This window comes from Flavobacterium sediminis, assembly GCF_003148385.1.
Lineage (GTDB): Bacteria > Bacteroidota > Bacteroidia > Flavobacteriales > Flavobacteriaceae > Flavobacterium > Flavobacterium sediminis.
On the sequence record NZ_CP029463.1, the window covers coordinates 1521156 to 1545132 of the forward strand.

A 23977-nucleotide genomic window follows, 5' to 3' on the forward strand; every position below is an offset into this window, starting at 1 on the left:
TTTAGTCGAAATGACAAATCTATGGAAACTGAAAAACGAATTACTATTCGCTTATTTTTGCCCAAGTGTCTCGTAAACCAACCGTTTTATTAAAAACTAATTTTTCCGATGTTGAGTCTCTATCCACACAAAAATAACCTAAACGCTGAAACTGAAAATGATCCAGATCTTTAGCTGTAACTAAACTAGGTTCTACATAACCTGTGATAACTTTCAATGATACCGGATTAATATATTCTTTAAAATCAACTTCTTTATTTCCATCAGGATTTTCATGTGTAAACAAACGATCATATACCCTAACTTCTGCTGCTTTAGCATGAGAAATTGAAACCCAGTGAATAGTTCCTTTTACTTTACGCTTACTAGCTTCAGTACCGCTACCCGAACGAGAATCTTCATCATAGGTACAATGAATTTCGGTAATATTACCATTTTCATCTTTTACAACTGATTCACCTTTAATAATATATGCATTTTTTAGACGTACTTCTTTTCCGATTGATAAACGGAAAAATTTTTTACTAGCCTCTTCTAAAAAGTCTTCCCTTTCAATATATAATTCTCTTGAAAAAGGTACTTTTCTATAGGTCATGTTTTCTTCCTCAGGGTTATTTTCCGCATCAAGCCATTCTTCTTTTCCTTCCGGATAATTAGTAATTACCAATTTAACCGGATCTAAAACAGCCATAACACGAGGAGCTATTTTATTCAGATCTTCACGAACACAAAACTCAAGTAAAGAAACATCTATCAAATTTGTACGCTTAGCAATACCGATAGTTTTTGCAAAATTACGGATGGATGCCGGTGTATAACCTCGTCTTCTCATACCGGAAATAGTACTCATACGCGGATCGTCCCAACCGGTAACATATCCTTCATTTACTAATTGCAATAGTTTTCTTTTAGAAACTACTGTATGTGACAAATTTCTACGTGCAAATTCACGTTGTTTTGGTCTTACTTTTGACTCATCGTAAATGTTAGTTAAAAACCAGTCATACAATTCTCTATGTGGCAAAAACTCAAGTGTACACAAAGAATGTGATACTTGTTCTATATAATCACTTTCACCATGTGCCCAGTCATACATTGGGTAAATACACCATGAATTACCAGTTCTGTGATGAGCTGCATGCATGATTCGGTACATGATCGGGTCACGCATTAACATATTAGGCGATGCCATATCAATTTTGGCACGTAAAACATAACTTCCATTAGGAAATTCACCGTTTTTCATGCGTTCCAGTAAATCTAAATTTTCTTCTACTGAACGATCTCTATTCGGGCTATTAGTTCCCGGTTTCGTTGGCGTACCCTTTTGTTGCGCCATTTCTTCAGAAGTCTGATCGTCAACATACGCTTTACCTTTTTTGATCAATTCAACCGCCCAATCGTACAATTGCTGAAAATAATCTGAAGCATAACACTCTTTATCCCATTGAAAACCAAGCCATTCTATATCTCTTTTAATAGCATCTACATATTCCTGTTCTTCTTTGGAAGGATTCGTATCGTCAAAACGTAAATTAACCGGAGCCTTGTAATCAATACCTAAACCGAAATTCAAACAGATAGCACTGGCATGACCCACATGTAAATAGCCGTTCGGTTCCGGTGGAAATCTGAAACGTAATTTATCTTTTGACAAACCGTTTTTTAAATCTTCTTCAATGATTTGTTCAATGAAATTCAATGATTTTTCTTCAGTTGACATATTATTTTTTCAATGTTTTTGCAAAGATAGAAAATGTTTAATTGTTTAAATATAAAAACATCTTAACTTTGAGCGTATAACTTGAAACTAAGTATCAATGGGAACCATAAGATTAAATAATATAAGAGTTTTTGCTTATCACGGTTGTTTAATTGAAGAAGGAAAAATAGGAAGCGATTATAGAGTAGATCTGGAAATTAAAACTGATCTGAGAAAATCTGCTGAAACTGATGATCTTCACGATACTGTTGATTATGTACATCTGAATAAGATAGTTACTGAAGAAATGGCTGAAAAAGCTAAACTATTAGAACATGTAGCTCATCGTATCATTGTAAGAATTTTTAAAGAATTACCACAAGTCTCGCGCATCAAAGTGGGTGTTTCTAAATTAAATCCTCCGATAGGTGGTGATGTAGAAAGTGTTACTATAGAAATGGAAGAATTCAGAAATTAAAAAAAGAAGCTCTTTCAAATTCAGAATCTGAAACAAGTTCAGATCTACAAAAAATATTCTTTGAAAGATCTTCTTTGGATTATTTACTTTTATATTTTCTTTCTTTATACAGATAACTTGAAGTTACTATATGAGCTAAGCCATCCGCTGCCAATTCTTTATTTAAAGGCATAGGAATCATAGTAGTATCATTCTTCAACTGAAATTGTAAAGGCTCTGCATTCGGATTAAAAACTACAATTTCGTTACCTACTCTGAATGAATACGTTTCATGGAACAACATTATAGTTCTTCCTTCAACCTCTTCTTTTTTCATTAAATTTCTTCCTACCATTGGCGAATACGTTGTAATACCTGATAATTCTAAAAGGGTAGGAGCTATATCCATTTGACTGGCTAATTTATCATATACTCCTGCTTTTACATTTGGATCTATAATCAAAGCGGGAATGTGGAACTTATTCACCGGAACCAGGTTTTTACCGTAAGTTCTCGTATTGTGATCAGCTATAACAATAAAAATGGTATTCTTAAAATAATCTTCTTTTTTAGCTAATTCAAAGAATTTACCGATAGCAAAGTCAGCATATTTCATAGCATTATGAACCGTATTCTTAGGTTGTTCATACAAATCAATTCTACCGTCTGGAAATTCAAAAGGTTCGTGATTAGAAGTAGAAAACATCAAAGAAAAGAAAGGTGTATTACCTTGTGATTTGAAGTAATTATTAGCTTTAGTAACTAAATCTTCATCACTATATCCCCAAGTTCCTTTTAGAGCATAGTTGTTACCATCTGAATCAAAGTCGGTTTCATCAATAATATTTTTAAATCCGTTACCGTTAAAAAATGAAGCCATATTATCAAAATTAGCCATACCGCCATAAATAAAACTGGTATCATAACCTTGATTACCAAAAGCTTCCGCTAACGTAAAGAAACCTTGTTGAGCACCACTTAATTTTACTACACTTTCTGAAGGATTCGGAATAAATCCGGAAGTTACCTGTTCTATACCTCTTACACTACGAGTTCCGGTACAATACAAATTAGTAAACAATAAACCTTCTTTTGATAGTTTATCCAATTCAGGTGTTAAAGGCAAACCTCCTAAACAACCCACATATTCTGCTCCTAAACTTTCCTGTAAAAAGATAACCACATTATATTTCGGCTGAACAGAATCCGGTTTGACTTCATGTAAAAAAGGAACCTCGGATGGAAGAAAATCAGTTACATCCATATACTTTTTCACACGATTATATGCCTCTTTTTCATCCATTTTTCCGTATTTTTTTACATTTCCTTCATTCTTTAAAGAATAAGCAGCAAATCCAACGGTATAAGTTGAATTCAATGCTAAGGCATTTGTCATCTGATCGGATGAAAAAATAGCATTACTGGCGTTTATAGGACGTTTTGAAGTCAAACTGGAACGAGCACCCCAAAACAATAAAAAACCTACCGGAAGAAAAGTAATCAGTTTATACAAATAGGAAAAGTTATACACCGGAAAAAAATATTTCTTTCCCTTTTTAATTACATAAACCAAAGCAAGCGTTAAAACAACGAATGTACCTATTAATGAACCTAAATAACTTTTTACAAGAGTTCCCAAGACCTCTTTAGGATAAATTAAATAATCCAAAAATAATCTATTAGGCCGGGTATCGTATTGGTGTACAAAATCCGGAGTGGAAAGTTCCATTAAAAGCATTATAAAAAGGAAAAATAAAAAATAAACGGTGAAGAAATTTTTTATTTTTTGTAACCAATTATCCGGCAAAAAAGTAATTAAAACAAAAGGTAAGAAAGATAAATAACTCAATAGAATAACGTCAAAACGTAAACCAATTAAAAATAATTGACTATAATTTTCAGTTTCAACTACTCTCTCTTTAAAAATATAAAAAAGGATTATTCTGCTTAAACTATTGATTATTAAACCAATTATAAAAAAATTAAATAAAGGTTTTAAATGCTGTAATTTTTTCATGAATAAAATTTTAATGAAAATCGGTCAAAAGTACAGTAAAAAATAAGCTTTGAAAGTGTATTAAAATTAAAATTTACTAAAAAATTCTTGTGTTACATTAAAATATGTGTAAATTTGCGTTCCTATAAAAAGGCGTCGTGGCCGAGCGGCTAGGCACCGGTCTGCAAAACCGTCTACCCCGGTTCGAATCCGGGCGATGCCTCAGAAATAAAGAGTTACTTTTTTAAGTAGCTCTTTTTTTATGTCTAATTTTTAGAAAAAATTAATTAAAGATATTCCGGACGATGCCTCTAAAATGAAAGAGCTACTTAAAAAAGTAGCTCTTTTTATGTCTTAAAATCACTCACGTTCAACTGTTTCAATTTTCTTAGTGATGTCATCTTTCATTTTCGGAAAGAATCCTTGTAGTATAAAAAATAAACCGAAGATCAATAATATCATACTGATAACCCGTTTTATTTTGTAAATGTTCTGAGCTGTTAATTTGTTTTTTAATTGTTTGGCTAACAAAATTTTAGCAATATCAAATAATAAGTAGAAACCTAAAATAGCAGCAAAAAATATAGAAATTCGTTCCGTTTCCATATTCATTTGGGGACCATAAGTGATAATGATCATCATCCAGAACCCTAATACTCCGATATTGATAAAATTCAATAAAAAACCTTTGAAGAATAAACCGAAATAATTGTTCTTACGAATATTATCATCGTCTTTTTCAATTTCAGTTTGCTTTTTAAAATTTCGTTTTAACAAAATAAAAGACACTAATCCGTAAACAAACATGATTATACCTCCGACAATAAACAAAGTAGGATTATCTTTTAATTGTTCTAAAAGTTGATTAGTACTTAAATATGCTATTAAAATAAAGATGAAATCAGCAAATACAATCCCGAGGTCAAAAGTTAAAGCTGCTCTAAAACCTTTTGTTATACTGGTTTCTAAAAGCACAAAAAATCCGGGACCAATAGAAAATGCTAAAAGCAATCCCCAAGGGATTGCCGTTATAATATCTTGATAATGCACTATTTCAGTAATTAGTTACTAGCTATTAGTAATTATTATAATACGAAATTACGAAAAACTATCTATTTGTTACTAAAACTGAGAAAGTTTTAAAAAAGCTTTGTCTGAATTGTTAATTATAAAAAACTATTTATTTATTCGGCTTGTTCAATTGAACCTCCGGCAATTGTTTTCTGATTGATCTGTTTCGGTTTACCATAAATTAAAATATCGCCTCCGGCTCTTACTTTAGCATCTACAAAATCAGTGGCATAAATTTCGGCTTCTCCACCGGCATTAGCCGTAATAACGGTTTGTTTAGTAATCAGATCTTCAGCTTCATATTTGGCTCCTGAATTTACTAATACATCAGCATATTCAGCCGTACCTTTGAGTTCTAATATACTCCCGTTTGCTGTTCGGGCTGATAAGCGTTCCACTTCTAATTGTAAAGAAATTTCTGAACCTTCTTTTAAAATAATTTCAAAATTAATCGCTTTAAACACATCATTAGATGCAATTCTGGAACCTTCGTTTGCTTCAACTGCTTCTAAATGTGTATAATATAAAGTAACAGAAATGTTATCGCCCTGTAATAATTTAGTAAGAGGCATCCTTATTTTTAATTCGCCGTTTTTATTAACAACTTCTACTTCATTAGCTCTGTCTCCTTTAATTATTATTTTATTTTCATTTCCTTTAACCAATTGAACATCAATCTGATCAAAAGAAGTAACTTTATCAAAATCTCCCAGTTTTTTCTCTACTTGAGAAAAAGCTAATGAACTTACTAATAAGGTTGTAAAAAATAATTTTTTCATTTTTATTGATTTTTAAAGTTTAAAATATATCCCAAACTTATATTAATCTTCTTTCTTACGGATATACCAAAAATCTAGTTGCTTTTTAACCAGATCAGCATTTTTAACTTTAACGTAAACTTCATCTCCTAATTGTAAAATGTTCTTAGAAACTTCGCCTACTAAAGCATATTGCTTTTCATCAAAAACATAATAATCATCTTTGATTTCACGAATACGACACATTCCTTCACATTTATTTTCAACGATTTCAACATAAATTCCCCATTCGGTCACTCCGGAAATAACACCCAAAAATTCTTCATCTTTATGATCCTGCATAAATTTAACCTGCATATACTTCACAGAATCTCGTTCGGCATTTGCAGCTAAATTTTCCATTTCCGAACAATGGCGACATTTATTTTCATACGCTTCTTCGTCAACACTTTTACCTCCGTCTAAATAATACTGTAGCAAACGATGTGCCATAACATCAGGATAACGACGAATAGGCGATGTAAAATGACTGTAGAAATCAAATGCTAAACCGTAATGACCTATGTTGTCTGTAGAATAAGCTGCTTTACTCATACTTCGGATCGCTAAAGTATCTACCATATTTTGCTCTTTCTTACCCTGAACATCTTCTAACAAAGTATTCAAAGATTTTGAAATTGTATCTTTTGATTTAAAATTCAAAGAATACCCGAATTTTTTGATCACCATTTGTAAGTTCATCAACTTATCTTCATTCGGTTCATCATGAACACGATACACAAAAGTCTTCTTTTGTTTACCTATGAACTCAGCTACTTTACGGTTAGCCAATAACATAAATTCTTCAATTAAATGATTAGCATCTTTAGCTATTTTAAAGTAAACACCTGTTGGCTCTGCATTTTCATTCAAATTGAATTTAACTTCAACTTTATCAAATGAAATAGCTCCGTGTGCCAAACGTTTTCTGCGTAAAATTTTAGCTAATTCGTCAAGCTTTAAAGTAGCTTCAACAATACTTTTATCTACTTTATATTCATCACCGGTCAAAGAAATTTCAGCCGGAATTATATCCGATTTTGTTTCAATAATGTTTTGCGCTTCTTCATAAGCAAAACGCTGATCAGAATAAATAACGGTTCTACCGAACCATGAATCGACAACTTCTGCTTTAGTATTTAATTGAAAAACAGCCGAAAAAGTGTATTTTTCTTCATGCGGACGAAGTGAACAGGCAAAATTACTCAACACTTCCGGCAACATAGGAACTACACGATCTACTAAATAAACAGAAGTAGCTCTGTTGTAAGCTTCATCATCTAAAACAGTTCCTTCTTGTACATAATGCGAAACATCGGCTATATGAATACCAATTTCATAATTTCCATTCTCTAAAACCTGAAAAGACAAGGCATCATCAAAATCCTTTGCATCTTTCGGGTCTATAGTAAATGTTAAAACATCACGCATATCGCGACGTTTTGCAATTTCATCTTCTGTAATCGAAGTATCTAATTTTTTTGCAAAAGTTTCTACTTCAACAGGAAATTCATACGGTAAACCATATTCTGCTAAAATTGCATGGATCTCTGTATCATGTTCACCCGGTTTTCCAAGTACTTTTAAAACTGTTCCGAAGGGAGAATCAGCTTTTTTAGGCCAATCTTCCATTTTAACCAATACTACATCACCATGCTCTGCTTTTCCGATTTTATTTTTCGGAATAAAAATATCAGTATACATCTTCGGATGTGAAGTGGTAACAAAAGCAAAATTCTTTTGAATATCAATTACACCTACGAATTCTTCTTTATCGCGTTCTAAAATTTCTAAAACTTCTGCTTCCGGTCTGCGAGAACTTCTTCTGTTATAAATATAAGCTTTTACTTTATCGCCGTCTAAAGCATGATTCAAATTAATGAACGGTATAAAAACATCGTTTTCTAATTCATCACAAACAAAATAACCGGTTTTACGAGAAGTCATATCAACATAACCTTCATAATATTCTGCTTTAGAAACCATTTGGTATTTACCCGGTTCTACTTCGTGAATCTTATCCTGAGATTTTAAAAGTTTTAAATCCCTGATGATCTCATTTCTACTCTTAGTATCAGTCAGTTCAAGCTTTGCAGAAATTTGCTTATAGTTAAAGGATTTAGAAGGTTCTTTTGCAAGTATTTTAAAAATGGAAGCCGTAAAGTCTTTGGCTTTTTTTCCTAGTTTTCTAGATTTCTTACTCATTATATCATTTCAAATTTTAGTGAAAGGTACAAATTAGTTAGCACTATTTAATAGTCCATTCTTAGTTTTAATAAAAAAGTAACAGTTTTAAAATTTTGAAGTTTTCAACAATTATTAAAAACAAAAAAAAAATCTTTTTTAAAAATTTAAAATTTTGGTTATGATTATAGCATGTTAATATGTGGAATAACTTTTTGAAAAGAATAGTACTTTTTAAGTTTTACAATTTTATACAAAGCTATTAACAATAGTTTTTTTTAATAAAAGCTTGATTTTTAATTTGAAGAAGTATTTTATTTTTCAGTTATTAACAACTGTTGATTTCCTATTTTATATTGAATTTGTAAAAAACTTTAGCTATTCATATCTGTTGAAAACTGTAAAAAATAACCTGATAACTTTTTTGAAAAAAGCGAAAACTTCTCTTGATTTATTCGATGCAATTTTTGATTACAAAATTTTTTGAATCATTCTAAAAAAACTTCTCTTTTTCTGTATTTAGTTATTAACAATTAATGTTAATTTATAATTAACTAAAAATCAATGAATTGTAAACCTTAATTAACATCTTCTATTTTTTGATGTGAATTAGTATATAATTGATTGGTATTTAAAGAAATAGTTATCAAAAACGCATTTTGTTACGGTAATCTTTAAAATCTTGTTGGAGTATTTTAAAATCAATCTGACCTTTTAATTTTTTTAAGTGTGCTAAAATCACAAAACTACGTTCAATGCGCAATTGAGAGCTCTTTATTTTATTAACAATAGTAATTAAGGTTCGTTGTTTTCCGGGAGTAAGTTGATGAAAAAGCGTACTTCCTTCAGGATCTGAAAATAAAACTTCTTCCATTTCTTCAGTAATTTCAATACCGTATTTTGATTGATCCGGTTGAAGTTCAACATTTACAGTATCACTAATGGTAACATTAGCCAGCTTTAATACTTCTTTGTTCAATAAGATATAATGAAAATCACCTTTGGGAGACATGGCTCTGCTTACAGTAACTAAATAATTTAAGGTACATTTTATTCTTTTGTCAGGTGAAAGTTTCAACATGGCTTCAAATATAGTATCAGGAATTTTTATATAAGGACCATGCCCTAAACTATTTTCACCAAATGAATCAATAACACCTTTAAACGTCATTTTTACTAAAATTATCCTATAAGTAAAGCAAGATACGACGATAATATCTATTTTTGTAGTTATAAACAACACAATAGTATTATTATGATCATTTCAATAGGAAACGACCATGCAGGTCCGGAATACAAAAAAGCAATCATTAAATATTTAGAACTTAATGAGCATACCGTTATCAATCACGGTACTGATACTTTTGAAAGTGTGGATTATCCGGATTTCGGTCATCCGGTGGCTTATGATGTTGAATCTAAAAAAGCTGATTTTGGCATTGTAATTTGCGGTTCCGGAAATGGAATAGCGATGACGGTGAACAAACATCAAGGTGTTCGTGCGGCGCTGTGTTGGACCAAAGAAATTTCGGCGCTGGCGCGCCAACACAATGATGCAAATGTGATTAGTATTCCGGCTCGATTTACAGCTATTGAACAAGCTGTTGAAATGGTGCATACTTTTTTAACGACTGAATTTGAAGGAGGCCGACACGATAGAAGGGTTCAAAAAATTGCCTGTAAATAATTTTGGGACACAGCCACAGTCATAAACACGAAGTAAAAGGTAAAAACCTGTTATTGTCCATTATACTCAATGTAGTCATAACCTTGGCTCAGGTGATCGGTGGATTGATCTCAGGAAGTTTGGCTTTGATTTCAGATGCACTACATAATTTTTCAGATGTTTTGTCATTGGTTTTTAGTTATGTGGCGCACAAATTAGCGCATAAAAAAGCTTCATTCGATCATACATTTGGTTACAAAAGAGCCGAATTAATTGCAGCTTTTACTAATGCCGCTACTTTAGTTATAGTGGCTTTATACCTTATATATGAAGCGATAAACCGTTTTTTTAATCCTCATCAAATTCATCCTACCTTAGTAATTTGGTTAGCATTGTTAGGAATAGTTGTAAACGGATTATCTGTTTTATTACTGCAAAAAGATGCGCATCATAACCTGAATATGAAATCAGCTTATTTACATTTGTTAACAGATATGCTGGCTTCAGTTGCCGTTCTAGTGGGCGGATTGTTGATGATGTTTTATAAAATTTATTGGGTAGACAGTGTTTTAACTTTATTGATTGCAATTTATCTTATCATAGTTGGTTATGATTTACTGTTAAAAGCTACTAAAATGCTGATGCTTTTTACCCCGGAATCAATTGATATTAAAGATATTATCAAAGAAGTTCATCAAATAAAAGGCGTTAAAAAAATGCACCACATTCATTTGTGGAACTTAAATGAAGACGAATTACATTTAGAGGCACATTTAGATTGTGAAGAAGATATTAAAATGAGTGAATTCAATCAAATTTTAAATCAGATAGAACAAATTTTATTAGAAAAATTCAATATCAATCACGTGAATATCCAACCCGAATTTAAAAAAGTAGATCCAAAAGATTATATTGTACAAGATTAATTCAGTTTGCTGAATTTAGCTAAATTGCGTCAGTTAACTGGCGCAATTTTTATTTTTATAAATGCTTATAAATAAATGACGAACACACAATTTATTCAAAATGCAACTCAGTTCCCTGTAAAAGGAATTGAAAATACATTGCAATTACTTTCAGAAGATTGTACCATACCATTCATTTCACGTTATAGAAAAGACAAAACCGGAAATTTAGATGAGGTTCAAATAGAAACCATTTCGAAATTGAACAAACAGTTCGATGAAATTATAAAACGAAAAGAATCGATTTTAAAATCGATAGAAGAACAAAATGCGTTAACTTCTGAATTACAGACAAAAATTGAAACCAGTTTCAATTTACAGGAATTGGAAGATCTGTATCTGCCGTATAAAAAGAAACGCAAAACCAAAGCTGATACTGCCCGTGAAAACGGATTAGAACCTCTGGCAAAGATCATCATGAGTCAAAAAAGTGATGATTTAGAGTTTTTGGCTTCCAAATATATTAACGACAAAGTAGCGAATGAAGACGAAGCCTTGCAAGGAGCTCGTGATATTATTGCCGAATGGATCAATGAAAACATCTTTATACGTAAAAATCTGCGTCGTACTTTTCAACGAAAAGCTGTGGTAGAAACCAAAGTGGTTAAAGCCAAAAAAGAGGAAGACAATGCACAAAAATTTTCACAGTATTTTGAATGGAGCGAAAACCTGATGAAAGCCCCGTCACATCGTTTGTTAGCCATGTTGCGGGCTGAAGCTGAAGGTTTTGTGAAGTTTAAAATTTCACTTTCTGATGAAGATAAAGACGAAACCCTGCGTTTTATTGATAAAACAATCATTAAAAATGAAGGAGAAAGCGCTTTCCATATTGAAAAAGCTATTGACGACAGTTATAAGCGTTTGCTGGAACCAGCAATTTCAAATGAAGTCTTACAAGAAGCTAAAGAAAAAGCAGATAGCAAAGCTATAGACGTTTTCTCTGAAAATTTACGACAGTTGTTATTAGCACCGCCATTGGGCGAAAAACGAATTTTAGCTATTGATCCGGGGTATAAAACAGGTTGTAAAGTAGTGTGTTTAGATGAAAAAGGAGATCTGTTACACAACGAAAATATTTATCCGCATGCGCCACAAAACGAAACAGGAATGGCAATGAAAAAAATCCGTTCTATGGTAAATGCGTATAATATTGAAGCGATTTCTATAGGTAACGGAACAGCGAGTCGGGAAACGGAATTCTTCATTAAAAAAATTGCTTTTGATAAGCCGGTTCAGGTTTTTGTAGTTTCCGAAGCCGGTGCATCTGTTTATTCAGCGAGTAAAATTGCGCGAGAAGAATTTTCAAGTTACGATGTTACCGTTCGCGGAGCTGTTTCAATCGGTAGAAGATTGAGTGACCCATTGGCTGAATTGGTAAAAATTGATCCGAAATCCATCGGAGTAGGGCAATACCAACACGACGTAGACCAAACCAAGCTGAAAGAAGAACTGGATTCTATTGTAATCCGATGTGTAAATTCCGTTGGAATCAATGTCAACACAGCCAGTAAATCATTGTTAAGTTATGTTTCAGGAATTGGTGAAAAAATGGCTGAAAATATTGTTACATTCCGTTCTGAGAACGGTCCGTTTCAAGACAGAAGCCAATTGAAAAAAGTACCGCGTTTAGGTGATAAAGCCTTTCAACAAGCTGCAGCCTTTATTCGTATCAAGGATGGAAAGAATCCGTTGGATAATTCTGCCGTACATCCTGAATCGTACAAAATGGTCGAAAAAATGGCAAAAGATCTGGGGATTCAGGTTTCGGAACTCATTGGTAACAAAGAACAAATCAGTAAAATTCAAGCCGAAAAATATACAACGGAAGACGTTGGTATTCTAGGAGTTCAGGATATTGTTAAAGAATTAGAAAAACCGGGATTAGACCCGAGAAAAGCAGCTAAAGTTTTTGAATTTGATCCAAGCGTACGTTCAATAGCAAATGTAAAACCCGGAATGATAGTTCCCGGAATTGTGAATAATATTACGGCATTTGGTTGCTTTGTAGACATAGGGATCAAAGAAAGCGGATTGGTTCACATATCACAATTAAAAGAAGGTTTCGTTTCTGATGTAAATGAAGTCGTGAAACTACATCAACATGTACAAGTAAAAGTCATTGAGGTTGATGAAGCCAGAAAGCGCATACAATTAAGTATGATTATATAAAAACAAAAAACCTAATTACAGCTGTAATTAGGTTTTTTTATTGTTGTATAAAACGAGAAAGTTTATTCTTTAGTATCGTCTTCTTTTTTAGAGCTTTTTGGCTCTTCCTCATCTTTCATAGCGTTTTTAAATTCTTTAACACCGCCACCTAAACCTTTCATTAATTCCGGAATTTTTTTACCACCAAAAAGTAATAAGATAGCTATCCCGATAATTACCCAAGAACCTGGACCAATTTGACCTAAAAATATAGCTAATGCATTCATGTTTACATAAATTTATAAGACAAAGATAATAAGAAATTGACAAATACATATTTTTTAACGAATTATTATTACTCCTGACAAAACACCTCTTTTGGGATTTATTATATTTGTAAAGCCTAAATACTATGAAATGTCCAAGAAAAAGCACAAAAGAAAGTTATTGATACAAAAACTCTTCAATAAAAGAAGACTGATCGTCCTTAATGAAGATACTTTTGAAGAAACTTTTTCATTAAAACTTAACTTAATGAATGTGTTTGTTGTGGCAACATTAGGAGCCATCTTTTTGATAGGAATTACAACATATATCATTGCTTTTACACCACTTCGGGAATATATTCCGGGATATGCTTCAACCAAATTGAAAAAAGAAGCTACAAATCTGGCTATAAAATCAGATTCGTTAGAAACTTATGTAAAAGAAAATCAAGCCTACATTAGCTCAATTAAAAAGGTTTTGACTGGGGAAGTTGAATATACAAAGTTCAATAAAGATTCACTGATTGCTGCCGAAAAACAAGTGGTAGACGAATCTAAGCTTAATGCAACTAAAGCAGAACAGGAATTGCACGATCAGGTAATGCAGGAAGATAAATTCAACGTATTCGAATCGGCAAAACCAAAAGTAAGTTTTGTGTTATTTCCGCCGGCACAAGGTAAGATAATTGAAAAATACAATGCCGCTAATAAACACCTTGCAGTTACGCTGACCTTAATGAACAATACACCGATCAAAGCAGTAGCAACCGGAACTATTGTTTTTGCAGACTGGACGCCATCTAACGGATACGTGATTATCATGCGTCATCAGGATGGGATTCTATCGGTTTATAAAAACTTGGCTTCAATTACTAAGAAACAAGGAGACACTATCCGTTCGGGTGAAGTAATTGCTTTGGCAGGAACAACAAATCCTAATTCCGGAATTACATTACATTTTGAACTTTGGAAAGATGGTTTCCCTATCGATCCAACGCAATTTATCAATTTTGAATAAGTTATGTCTCTAAAGTCATTTGCCGCGAAACTTTTTGCGCAATACATTCACAATACAACCCAAAAATGGGCTGATAATCCTATAGAAACCCAAAAAAAAGTTTTTGAAGATTTAATCCGTCAGGCAAAGGAAACCCGATTCGGGAAAGACCACCAGTTTGCCGATATTAAATCGTATGAGGATTTTCAAAAAAAAGTTCCGATTCGCGATTACGAACAATTACGTTCTTATGTTGATGAGGTTGTAAAAGGAAAAGAAAATATACTTTGGCCTGGAAAACCCATTTATTTTGCTAAGACTTCCGGAACGACCTCCGGCGCTAAATATATTCCGCTTACTGCTGCATCAATGCCTTATCATATTGAAGCTGCTCGAAATGCTATTTTGAGCTATATCCACGAAACCGGTAAAGCAGATTTTGTAGATGGCAAAATGATCTTTTTACAAGGAAGTCCGATTTTAGATGAGAAAAACGGAATCAAATTAGGCAGACTTTCCGGAATAGTAGCACATTATGTTCCGCAGTATTTGCAAAAAAACCGCATGCCTAGTTGGGAAACTAATTGTATTGAAGATTGGGAAACTAAAGTAGATGCTATAGTTGAAGAAACGATCAATGAGAATATGACGGTAATATCAGGAATACCTTCATGGGTACAGATGTATTTTGAAAGATTAAAAGAAAAGGCGCATAAACCGGTTGGAGAGATCTTTAAAAATTTCGACTTGTTCATCTATGGCGGAGTGAATTATGAACCGTACAGAGCAAAATTTGAAAACCTGATAGGAAGAAAAGTAGATTCCATTGAATTGTTTCCGGCGTCAGAAGGTTTTTTTGCTTATCAGGATTCCCAAAAAGAGAAAGGAATGTTGTTGTTGTTGAATTCAGGAATTTTCTATGAATTCGTAAAAGCAGATGATTTTTTCAATGAAAACCCTAAAAGATATACCATAGGCGAAGTAGAATTAGGAGTTAATTATGCAATGATCTTATCAAGTAATGCCGGACTTTGGGCCTACAATATAGGCGATACGGTTCAGTTCACAAGTATGAAGCCTTACCGTGTAATTGTTTCCGGAAGAATAAAACATTATATATCAGCTTTTGGCGAACATGTTATTGGCAAAGAAGTAGAAGCAGCATTACAAGAGGCAATGCAAGGAACCGATATTCGTATCAATGAATTTACTGTTGCACCTCAAATAAACCCGAAAGAAGGGTTGCCTTATCATGAATGGTTTATAGAATTTGAAAATGAACCTACGGATTTAGAGGCATTTTCTTTAAAGATCGATAAAGCGATGTGCAAACAGAATGTTTATTATGATGATTTAATTTCGGGAAATGTTTTACAGCCTTTGGTTATTACTAAAGTACAAAATAATGGATTTCAGGAGTATATGAAATCAATCGGAAAATTAGGAGGCCAGAATAAATTACCAAGATTGAGCAACGACCGTAAAATTGCCGATCAACTGAATAAAAGTTGATATTTTCTTTTTTACATGTTAATTATCGCTGTTTTTTCTTAAGAATTAACTAAAAAATAACATTTTTTTAAAAAATATTTGGATTTTTAACTTAAAACATCATAATTTGGGACGATTTTTTAAAGCTCCGAATAATTATGAAAAGATTTTTGATTGTATCTGGCCTGTTATTTTTTTCTTTTTTAACAGGGCAAAACCAGAGACCATTAAGTTTAACCAACACAACAAAAGCAATTAATAATCGTCCCGTTACATTTGGTCAAAATTTAACACCAAGTGGGCACATTCGTTGCCATACGGATGAATACGAAATTTACTTACGAAATAAATTTCATAACAGATCAACAACTCAGGAGTTTGAATCTTGGCTGGCACCTAAAATCGCACAGATAAAAGCTGATAGAGCTGCGGGTAGAAATATACAGGCAGTGTATAGTATTCCTGTAGTTGTCCATGTTATTCATAACGGTGATGCTTACGGAACAGGTGAAAATATTACCGACGAACAAGTACTGTCTCAAATTCAGGTATTGAATGAAGATTACAGAAAAATGCTTGGAACTCCGGGCTATGGAGCAGGGGTAGATGTTGAGATCGAATTTTGTATGGCTCAGACAGACCCTAACGGAAATCCTACTGACGGAATTGACAGAGTTGATTTAGGAACTGCAGCTTGGGATCAGGCAGGTGTTGAAGGAACCCTTAAGCCAAATACTATTTGGGATCCGGATAATTATCTGAATATGTGGACAGCCAGATTTACCGGAGATTTGAACGGTGTTTTAGGATATGCACAGTTCCCTAGTAATTCAGGATTAACCGGACTAGCAGCTAATGGAGGTGCAGCAACAACTGATGGTGTAATAATGGGATATAATGCGTTCGGTTCATCAGATATTTATCCGGCTGGAGTTTATGCTGCGCCATACGATAAAGGAAGAACGACAACGCATGAGGTAGGCCATTGGTTAGGCTTACGCCATATATGGGGAGATGGTAATTGTACGGTAGATGATTTTTGTGCTGATACTCCGGTAGCAGGAGCAGCAAATTTTGGTTGTCCGGCAGGTACCGATTCATGTCCTACAAATGCCGGAAATGATATGATTGAGAACTACATGGATTATACAGACGATACTTGTATGAACATTTTTACTCAAGATCAGAAAGACAGGATGGTAACCGTTCTTTCAGTTGCTACCAGAAGAGCTACTTTAGTAGCTTCAACAGCTTGTCAGGCTCCGGCTCCGTATATTAAGTTTGGGGAACCGACCGGCTCTATTAACGAAGGAACAAATTGTAATTATTCTGATTATGATTTTCCGGTAACTATTGCTAAGGCTGCTACTGCAAATGCTGATGTTACTTTTACAGTTACTAGCGGAACTGCTACTCAGAATTTAGATTATTCAATACTAAATACTTCTGTTACTTTCCCTGCCGGAACAACAGCTGATCAGTTTTTAACCCTTAGAGTTTATAATGATGGTTTAGTGGAGGTAGACGAGACTATTCAAGTAGAGCTGAGTGTTAATGCAAACGGAGGAGATGCTTTGGTAAATTCAGGTTCGTCAACAATGAATATTACTTTGTATAACGACGATTTTGCACCGAATCCTTTACAGACAATAACTATTTTAGAAGAAGATTTTGAAGATGTGACCGGTTGGACAGTAATAGATCAGGATGGAGACGGAAACAACTGGGGAATAGTGAACGGAGCAGACGGAATGGGTACCGCTCCTAATACAATAACCGGACGTTGTGCTTTTTCAGAAAAACGATTGAGCTATTTGGGAGGAACAGGAAATGCCTCTCCGAATAATTATTTCATCAGTCCGCAGATAAGTATACCATCGGGTGTAAATTCGGCAACATTGTCATTTATTATGGCTGCATATGGTGCTAATGCCGGTAATTATACCGTATATTTTACTACGGATGCTAGTAGCGAACCAACAATCCTTGCCGGAACACAATTGTTAGGAGCGACAACAGTTGCTAATGGTGCTTCTACTTTACACAGTATTGATATGACGGCTTTAGCCGGACAAACAGGATATTTAGTTTTCAGACATACTAACAATAATACAACGGTCGGACTTTTATTATTAGATACTTTGTTATTGGAAGCGGAGATCCAAACGGAAGTTCAAACGGAAGTGAATAATGCAACGCGTTATGAAGCAACTATTCCTATTTCCGGTCAGGTATATGCTTCTGACACAGCAACAAATAAAATAATGACGGAAATAGACAATGGGATTGTTTTTGACTATGGATGTGTTTCTGTTGAGGTTGATCAAAGTCAAACCTCTGTAGGAGCACCAACAGTGCCATTTGTTGATACAGCCACACAAAATTATATTCTGTCAAAAACATATTTTATTGATGTTACAAACGATACGTCACTTTCTAATTATACCGTTAGTTTCTATTTTACAGAAGCTGAAGTTGCGGCTTGGGAAACAGCAACAGGTAAACTACGTTCAGAATTGAAAATTATTAAAGTTGTTGATAATCCGATTAGTGTAGTAAATGGTACTAATTTTGAAAACTATACTATTGAAGAGATACCGGTAACGATTGGCTCATTCGGAACAAATGTCGTTTTTAGTGCAGCTTTTTCTTCTAAATTAAGAGGAGGTTATGCCGTAGGTCCTGCAACAGGAACAGTATGTGGTGATTTAATGACAACCTGGGACGGAACAGCTTGGTCTAACGGAGTGCCTACAAAATTGACTGCAGTAGCCTTTAGTGGTAATTATTCCTCATCTTCAGATATCGAAGCATGTACAGTTACGGTTATAGGCGGAGCTGATGTCGTGTTTAATACAGGTAACTCTCTGATTGTAACAGGCAAAGTAACTGTTGATTCTTCATCGTCACTGACCATTGAAAATAATGCTAGTTTAATTCAGAAACAAGACGTTGCTAATTCAGGAATAATAACGGTAAAAAGAGATGTTTCCATTCGAAAATTAGATTATGTGTATTGGTCAACACCGGTAGCTGATTTCAGTACAGGAGCTATTTCTGTTAATACACCGGGTAATAGTATCTGGAAATGGATTCCTACGGTTGCTACACATGTAAACGGTTACGGATCTTGGACAAATGGAAATGAAACTATGATTCTCGGAAAAGGATATATTGTAAGAGGTCCAGATAATTTTGATACTACTCTGCAAACTTTTACCGCTAATTTTGTGGGAGTACCTAATAACGGAACTATAGCAATCCCGATCGAGAGAGGAACTTATACAGGAGCAGATTATAACACCGGAGCGTCAGGTACTTTAGCTACAAATGTAGACGATAACTGGAATTTAATCGGAAACCCTTACCCAAGTGCAATTAGTGCTATCGATTTTTTAACAGCAAATACAAATATTGATGGATTCATTAACATCTGGACACATGGAACAAATCCTAACAGTTCAATAGCAAATCCGTTCTATGGTTCTTATGCGTATAATTATTCTGTAAATGACTATATTACCTATAATGCTTTAGGAGCGTCATCCGGACCGGCAACTTTCAACGGAAATATTGCTTCAGGACAAAGTTTCTTTGTGAAAATGAGTGACTCAAGCATATCAACAACTGAGAACGTAACGTTCACTAACGGAATGAGAAACAAAACGTATTTGAACGATCAATTCTTTAGAAATGCACAGCCAACAGCAGTTAACGGTTCAGGGAATAGTATTTGGCTAGATCTGGTTTCCACTAATTCCGGAGAAGTGACCCGAACATTGATAGGATATGTTAACGGAGCTCAAAACGGAATAGACAGATTGTATGATGCTCCGACGGATAATAAAAAAGAATACAATTTTTATTCATTAATAAACGATCAAAAAATGGTTATCCAAGGAAAAGGACTTCCTTTCTTAACTACAGATGTAGTGCCTTTAGGATTAAGAGTTCCTCAGGATGGCAATTATACAATAGCGATCGGTGCAGTAGAAGGGCTATTTGCAGATGTTAACCAAAGTATTTATTTAGAAGATGCCGCTTTCGGAATTATTCACGATCTGAAAAATGCACCTTACAGTTTCACTACAACTACTGGAGTTACGGATAACAGATTTACATTGCGATACACAACCTATCTTTCGAATGAGAAAGATGAATTGACAGCATCTAATGTTTGGGTAAATACTGATAGCGGATTAACAATCCATTCGAGTAAAGAAATGATTTCAACGGTTGATGTCTTTGATGTTTTAGGAAGAAGCTTAGCACAAGTTACTAATGCTTCCTCAACAGCTATTGAGTTGACAACTGTAATGAAGAATAACACTCTTTTAATTGTTCAGATTACTTTAGAAAACGGAAAAGAGATCACAAAGAAAATCATGTATTGATTTGTGCGAAATTTTTAGAGATTAAAAAAGAGAGTGTTTTTATGAAATGCTCTCTTTTTTTATACCTTAAGTTAAACTAAGCCTAACAAAAGAAAATAAAAAAACACTACATTTGTAGGTTAGAAAGAAAAAATAAATTAATGAAAGACATTAAAAACATTTCGCGCTCAAGAGCGCAAGAGTCCTCAGCAGCTATTGAGAGACTGTACATTACCATGAGACATTTATTTAACAGAGGATTTTATAAACCAATGGGTGTTTCAGGAGATACTTTAAGAGAAGCTTTATTGCAATTACGACCTGAGATCTATGGTTCCATTGCAGAAGAAAAAGTGGAATTAAACGGCTTACTTTATGTTATTGAACGCCTTCCGATAGGAATTGAACAATGCCGTTATATTAACTTAACTTCAGATGAAGGGTATTCACATTCACATTTCAGAGCAATTGTTCCTCCTAAGAGAAGACGTAACTGTTATCGTATCGACGAAGAACAAATGAATGTTGAAATAACCAGAGGACGTTCGGATATTTATGATATTCTGACCCATTTGACATTTATTTTCATAGAGTCTCATAAAATTAAAGATCGTGTTTTAATTGATGACGAAGGAAAAGTATCCCGCGATTGGGAAAAACTGGAACAGGTTGTGAAGCAAAATATGGAATTGTCACTGGAAGCAAAAGAAGTAGCAGTTTCTCATGCTGCAAATGTTCTGGGAAGAACTTTTGCCGAAGTTCAGGATATTTATGACAAGTTTGCTATTGCAGAACAACCGGATCGATTTTTGCACGTTATTTATTGGTTAGGAAAATTAGCCATTGAAGAAGTGGTTGATAATAATAAACGTACCATTACGTTTAGCCCTATATTAAGAGAGCGTTTAGGACATCATATTTATGGTGAGATCTGGGCTAATGCTATAAAAAAGGTTTTGACGGATAATGAATTAATCGAAAGACCGATCCATATCATTAGTGCAAATATGCACAGTGTAATGAATTCAGTATTTGCAGAACCGGTTTTAGGTAAAAAATACAAAGAATCTACTGATTTTCAAATATTTGAAGATCTTAGTAAGTCGGGAAGTGACGATCTGAGAAGTAAAGTGGAAGAATATGCATTAAAACAAGGAATGACCTTTCTTCCGGATACTTCAGGAACAAATATTGATGTGCAGGTTTTTGATACGGCAAAGATTGATTTCAAGAAAACTATTTTTCCGACAGCTAAATTAGAGAAAGGAAAAGAACCAGTTCTGATTGTCATGGATTATGCTTTCGGAGAGCAGGCTTTTGAAACGATTGACGAATTATTAAAACCATACAAAGCAGATAAGAAAAATAAGATTTTCTTAGGAGTAGAATCTGTTTCAATTATGGGTAAGGCCGGAATTTTACAAGGAGGAAAAGGAGACATCATGATCCCTTGTGCTCATGTTAATGAAGGTACGGCTGATAATTATCCTTTTGAAAATGAATTGACGGCAGAAATGTTTGACGGAAATGGCACCCCAGTTTTTACCGGACCTATGATTACTGTTTTAGGAACATCTCTTCAAAATAAAGATTTATTGAAATTCTTCCATGAATCCACTTGGCAGGCAATAGGATTAGAAATGGAAGGAGCCTATTATCAAAAAGCAATTCAATCGGCTTCAAAGATCAGAAAAAGTATCAATCCTAATGTAAAAGTGCGCTATGCTTATTATGCTTCCGATAATCCTTTGGAAACAGGAAGTACTCTTGCATCCGGAGGATTGGGAACTACAGGAGTTAAGCCAACATATTTAATTACAATCAAAATATTAGAGCAAATTTTTAATAGTAACTAAAAAGATGAGTACAAATTCTCAAGACCAAGAAATTGATTTAGGGCAGGCTTTCCAGAAAATTGGAGGTATATTCCAATTGTTAGTTGATAAACTATTTGACGGTATACTTTTTTTGAAAAGAAATAGTATCTATTTAGGTGTTTTATTGGTTACAGGAGTAATTGCAGGTTATTTTATGGATAAGACGAATAAATCATATATACATGAAATAATTGTTTCACCAAATTACGGAAGTGTTGATTATTTGTATGCTAAAGTAGCATTACTGGACTCTAAGAATAAAGAAAACGACACTGTTTTTTTTAATGATTTAGGGTTCAAAAATCTGAAAAATTTCTATGGAATTGAGATCGAACCGATAAATGATATTTATAAGTTCGTTGACGGAAAACCACAAAATTTCGATCTGATCAAGTTAATGGCTGAGGACGGCGATATCAAAGAAATTACGGTTGACCAAGTGACCAGTAAGAACTTTCCGTTTCATCTGATAACTTTCTCAACAGGAGAGAATACAAATGAAGATGAAATAGTTAAACCATTGATGAATTATCTTAACAGTTCAACGTATTTTGAGGCTATTAAAGAGCAATATATTGAAAATCAAAAAGAAAAACTTGCCGCTAATGACAGCATTATTAAGCAGATCGATAATTTAATAAATGAATTTTCCAATACTGTTTCCGGTGGTTCTAAGAGCGACAAATTAGTTTATTATAGCGATAACAACCAGTTGGGTGAAATTATCGGAACAAAGAATAATTTGATTGCTGAGCAGGGAACGATCAAAATGAATATATTAAATAATGATAAAATAATAAAAGAGATCAGTACTGCTTTAAATAGTAAAGATACAAGAGGATTAAACGGGAAAATGAAACTGTTGTTACCGGTTTTATTTATTTTTGTTTTTCTGATTTTGGCAGTTTTGAAGAGTTTTTACAAATACCAGCTTGCAAAAAGAAATTTGAATTAGATGAAAACAATACTTGTAACAGGAGGAGCCGGATTTATCGGTTCTAACTTTGTTCCTTACTTTATAGAAAATAACGAAGAGTACCATTTAGTAAACCTTGATGCCTTAACGTATGCCGGAAATTTAGAAAATGTTAAAGAAGTAGAAGACCATCCGAGATACACCTTTGTAAAAGGAGATATTTGTGATAGAGAATTTATTCAGCAGCTGTTCCAAAAATATCAATTCCACGATGTGATCCATTTTGCTGCTGAAAGTCATGTCGACAATTCCATTTCCGGACCGGAAGCCTTTATTAAGACCAATGTTTTAGGAACTTTCAATTTGTTAGATTCTGCCAGAAGTCTTTGGATGGAAAAGCCCAATCAATACAAAGCTGAATTTAAAGAAGCCCGTTTTCATCACGTTTCAACAGATGAGGTTTACGGAACTCTAGGAGAAACCGGTCTGTTTCATGAAACTACAGCGTACGCGCCTAACAGTCCGTATTCGGCATCTAAAGCCGGTTCAGATATGATAGTTCGTAGTTATTTCCATACCTACGGGATGAATGTGGTAACAACAAACTGTTCTAATAATTACGGACCGAAACAGCATGATGAAAAATTGATTCCGACAATTATTCGTAAAGCTTTACAAGGAGAGAACATTCCGATCTATGGTGATGGTAAAAACGTACGCGATTGGTTATATGTATTAGACCATTGTAAAGGAATTGAATTGGCTTTTAAAAAAGGACAATCCGGAGAAACCTACAATATAGGAGGGAGAAACGAAAGAAATAACCTGTATATTGTGGATAAGGTGTGTTCTATTTTAGATGAGAAAAAACCCAAGGAAGAAGGAAGTTACAAAGAGCAAATTACTTTTGTAACAGATCGTCCTGGACACGATATGCGCTATGCCATAGATGCTACCAAAATAGAAAATGAATTAGGGTGGAAAGCAGATGAGAATTTTGAGAGCGGTATTGTTAAAACCGTAGCGTGGTATTTGAATAAGTTTTTAAATTAAAAATTTTAGTTGGCTATA

17 protein-coding genes and 1 tRNA gene are annotated in these 23977 nt (G+C 33.8%); 11 read left to right on the forward strand and 7 right to left on the reverse strand.

The features are described from left to right. Positions 1-43 precede the first annotated feature (43 nt). Positions 44-1723: a glutamine--tRNA ligase/YqeY domain fusion protein gene (locus tag DI487_RS07040; RefSeq protein WP_109569007.1), complete on the reverse strand. Its 1680-nt coding sequence runs from the start codon at positions 1721-1723 to the stop codon at positions 44-46. Between the two features lie 97 nt (positions 1724-1820). Between DI487_RS07040 and folB the strand changes: the two genes are divergently transcribed. Then, positions 1821-2180, forward strand: coding sequence for a dihydroneopterin aldolase (gene folB, locus DI487_RS07045; protein ID WP_109569008.1), 360 nt, complete (start codon positions 1821-1823; stop codon positions 2178-2180). Positions 2181-2259: 79 nt separating this feature from the next. Here folB and DI487_RS07050 read toward each other — a convergent pair whose 3' ends face one another. Beyond that, entirely contained in the window at positions 2260-3888 is a 1629-nt protein-coding gene (locus DI487_RS07050) for an LTA synthase family protein (RefSeq protein WP_245896552.1), read from the reverse strand. Positions 3889-4307: 419 nt separating this feature from the next. Between DI487_RS07050 and DI487_RS07055 the strand changes: the two genes are divergently transcribed. After that, positions 4308-4378, forward strand: a tRNA-Cys gene (locus tag DI487_RS07055). Positions 4379-4515: 137 nt separating this feature from the next. Here DI487_RS07055 and DI487_RS07060 read toward each other — a convergent pair. The 4 genes from DI487_RS07060 to DI487_RS07080 form a co-directional block, all read right to left on the reverse strand. Continuing rightward, complete coding sequence (locus DI487_RS07060) at positions 4516-5205, reverse strand: LysE family translocator (protein ID WP_109569010.1); 690 nt, start codon at positions 5203-5205, stop codon at positions 4516-4518. A 134-nt stretch (positions 5206-5339) separates the two neighbouring features. Then, positions 5340-6005 (reverse strand): head GIN domain-containing protein, encoded by a 666-nt coding sequence (locus DI487_RS07065; RefSeq protein ID WP_109569011.1) that lies wholly within the window; start codon positions 6003-6005, stop codon positions 5340-5342. A 42-nt stretch (positions 6006-6047) separates the two neighbouring features. Continuing rightward, positions 6048-8228 (reverse strand): ribonuclease R, encoded by a 2181-nt coding sequence (gene rnr / locus DI487_RS07070; protein WP_109569012.1) that lies wholly within the window; start codon positions 8226-8228, stop codon positions 6048-6050. Between the two features lie 625 nt (positions 8229-8853). Beyond that, complete coding sequence (locus tag DI487_RS07080) at positions 8854-9378, reverse strand: YdeI/OmpD-associated family protein (RefSeq protein WP_109569014.1); 525 nt, start codon at positions 9376-9378, stop codon at positions 8854-8856. A gap of 84 nt (positions 9379-9462) precedes the next feature. On the opposite strand from DI487_RS07080, the gene rpiB reads away from it, so the two are divergent. The 3 genes from rpiB (at position 9463) to DI487_RS07095 (ending at position 13007) form a co-directional block, all read left to right on the forward strand. After that, positions 9463-9894: a ribose 5-phosphate isomerase B gene (gene rpiB / locus DI487_RS07085; RefSeq protein WP_109569015.1), complete on the forward strand. Its 432-nt coding sequence runs from the start codon at positions 9463-9465 to the stop codon at positions 9892-9894. A 2-nt stretch (positions 9895-9896) separates the two neighbouring features. Beyond that, positions 9897-10799 carry a cation diffusion facilitator family transporter gene (locus tag DI487_RS07090; RefSeq protein WP_109569016.1) on the forward strand — a complete coding sequence of 301 codons (903 nt, stop codon included), beginning with the start codon at positions 9897-9899 and terminating at the stop codon, positions 10797-10799. Positions 10800-10874: 75 nt separating this feature from the next. After that, on the forward strand, positions 10875-13007 hold the full coding sequence (locus tag DI487_RS07095) for a Tex family protein (protein ID WP_109569017.1): 2133 nt from the start codon (positions 10875-10877) through the stop codon (positions 13005-13007). Between the two features lie 62 nt (positions 13008-13069). On the opposite strand, the gene DI487_RS07100 is transcribed toward DI487_RS07095, so the two are convergent. Further along, positions 13070-13273 (reverse strand): Sec-independent protein translocase subunit TatA/TatB, encoded by a 204-nt coding sequence (locus DI487_RS07100; protein WP_109569018.1) that lies wholly within the window; start codon positions 13271-13273, stop codon positions 13070-13072. A gap of 130 nt (positions 13274-13403) precedes the next feature. On the opposite strand from DI487_RS07100, the gene DI487_RS07105 reads away from it, so the two are divergent. The 6 genes from DI487_RS07105 (at position 13404) to rfbB (ending at position 23959) form a co-directional block, all read left to right on the forward strand. Next, positions 13404-14270: a murein hydrolase activator EnvC family protein gene (locus DI487_RS07105; protein ID WP_109569019.1), complete on the forward strand. Its 867-nt coding sequence runs from the start codon at positions 13404-13406 to the stop codon at positions 14268-14270. Between the two features lie 3 nt (positions 14271-14273). Beyond that, positions 14274-15761 (forward strand): GH3 auxin-responsive promoter family protein, encoded by a 1488-nt coding sequence (locus DI487_RS07110; RefSeq protein ID WP_109569020.1) that lies wholly within the window; start codon positions 14274-14276, stop codon positions 15759-15761. Between the two features lie 137 nt (positions 15762-15898). Next, positions 15899-20134: a choice-of-anchor J domain-containing protein gene (locus DI487_RS07115; RefSeq protein WP_109569021.1), complete on the forward strand. Its 4236-nt coding sequence runs from the start codon at positions 15899-15901 to the stop codon at positions 20132-20134. Between the two features lie 140 nt (positions 20135-20274). Then, entirely contained in the window at positions 20275-21969 is a 1695-nt protein-coding gene (locus DI487_RS07120; protein WP_109569022.1) for a DUF6909 family protein, read from the forward strand. Between the two features lie 4 nt (positions 21970-21973). Next, positions 21974-22945, forward strand: coding sequence for a hypothetical protein (locus DI487_RS07125; RefSeq protein WP_109569023.1), 972 nt, complete (start codon positions 21974-21976; stop codon positions 22943-22945). Further along, the gene (gene rfbB, locus DI487_RS07130) at positions 22946-23959 is read left to right on the forward strand and encodes a dTDP-glucose 4,6-dehydratase (RefSeq protein WP_109569024.1); all 1014 of its coding nucleotides are present in this window, start codon (positions 22946-22948) and stop codon (positions 23957-23959) included. The last annotated feature ends 18 nt before the right edge of the window (positions 23960-23977 follow it).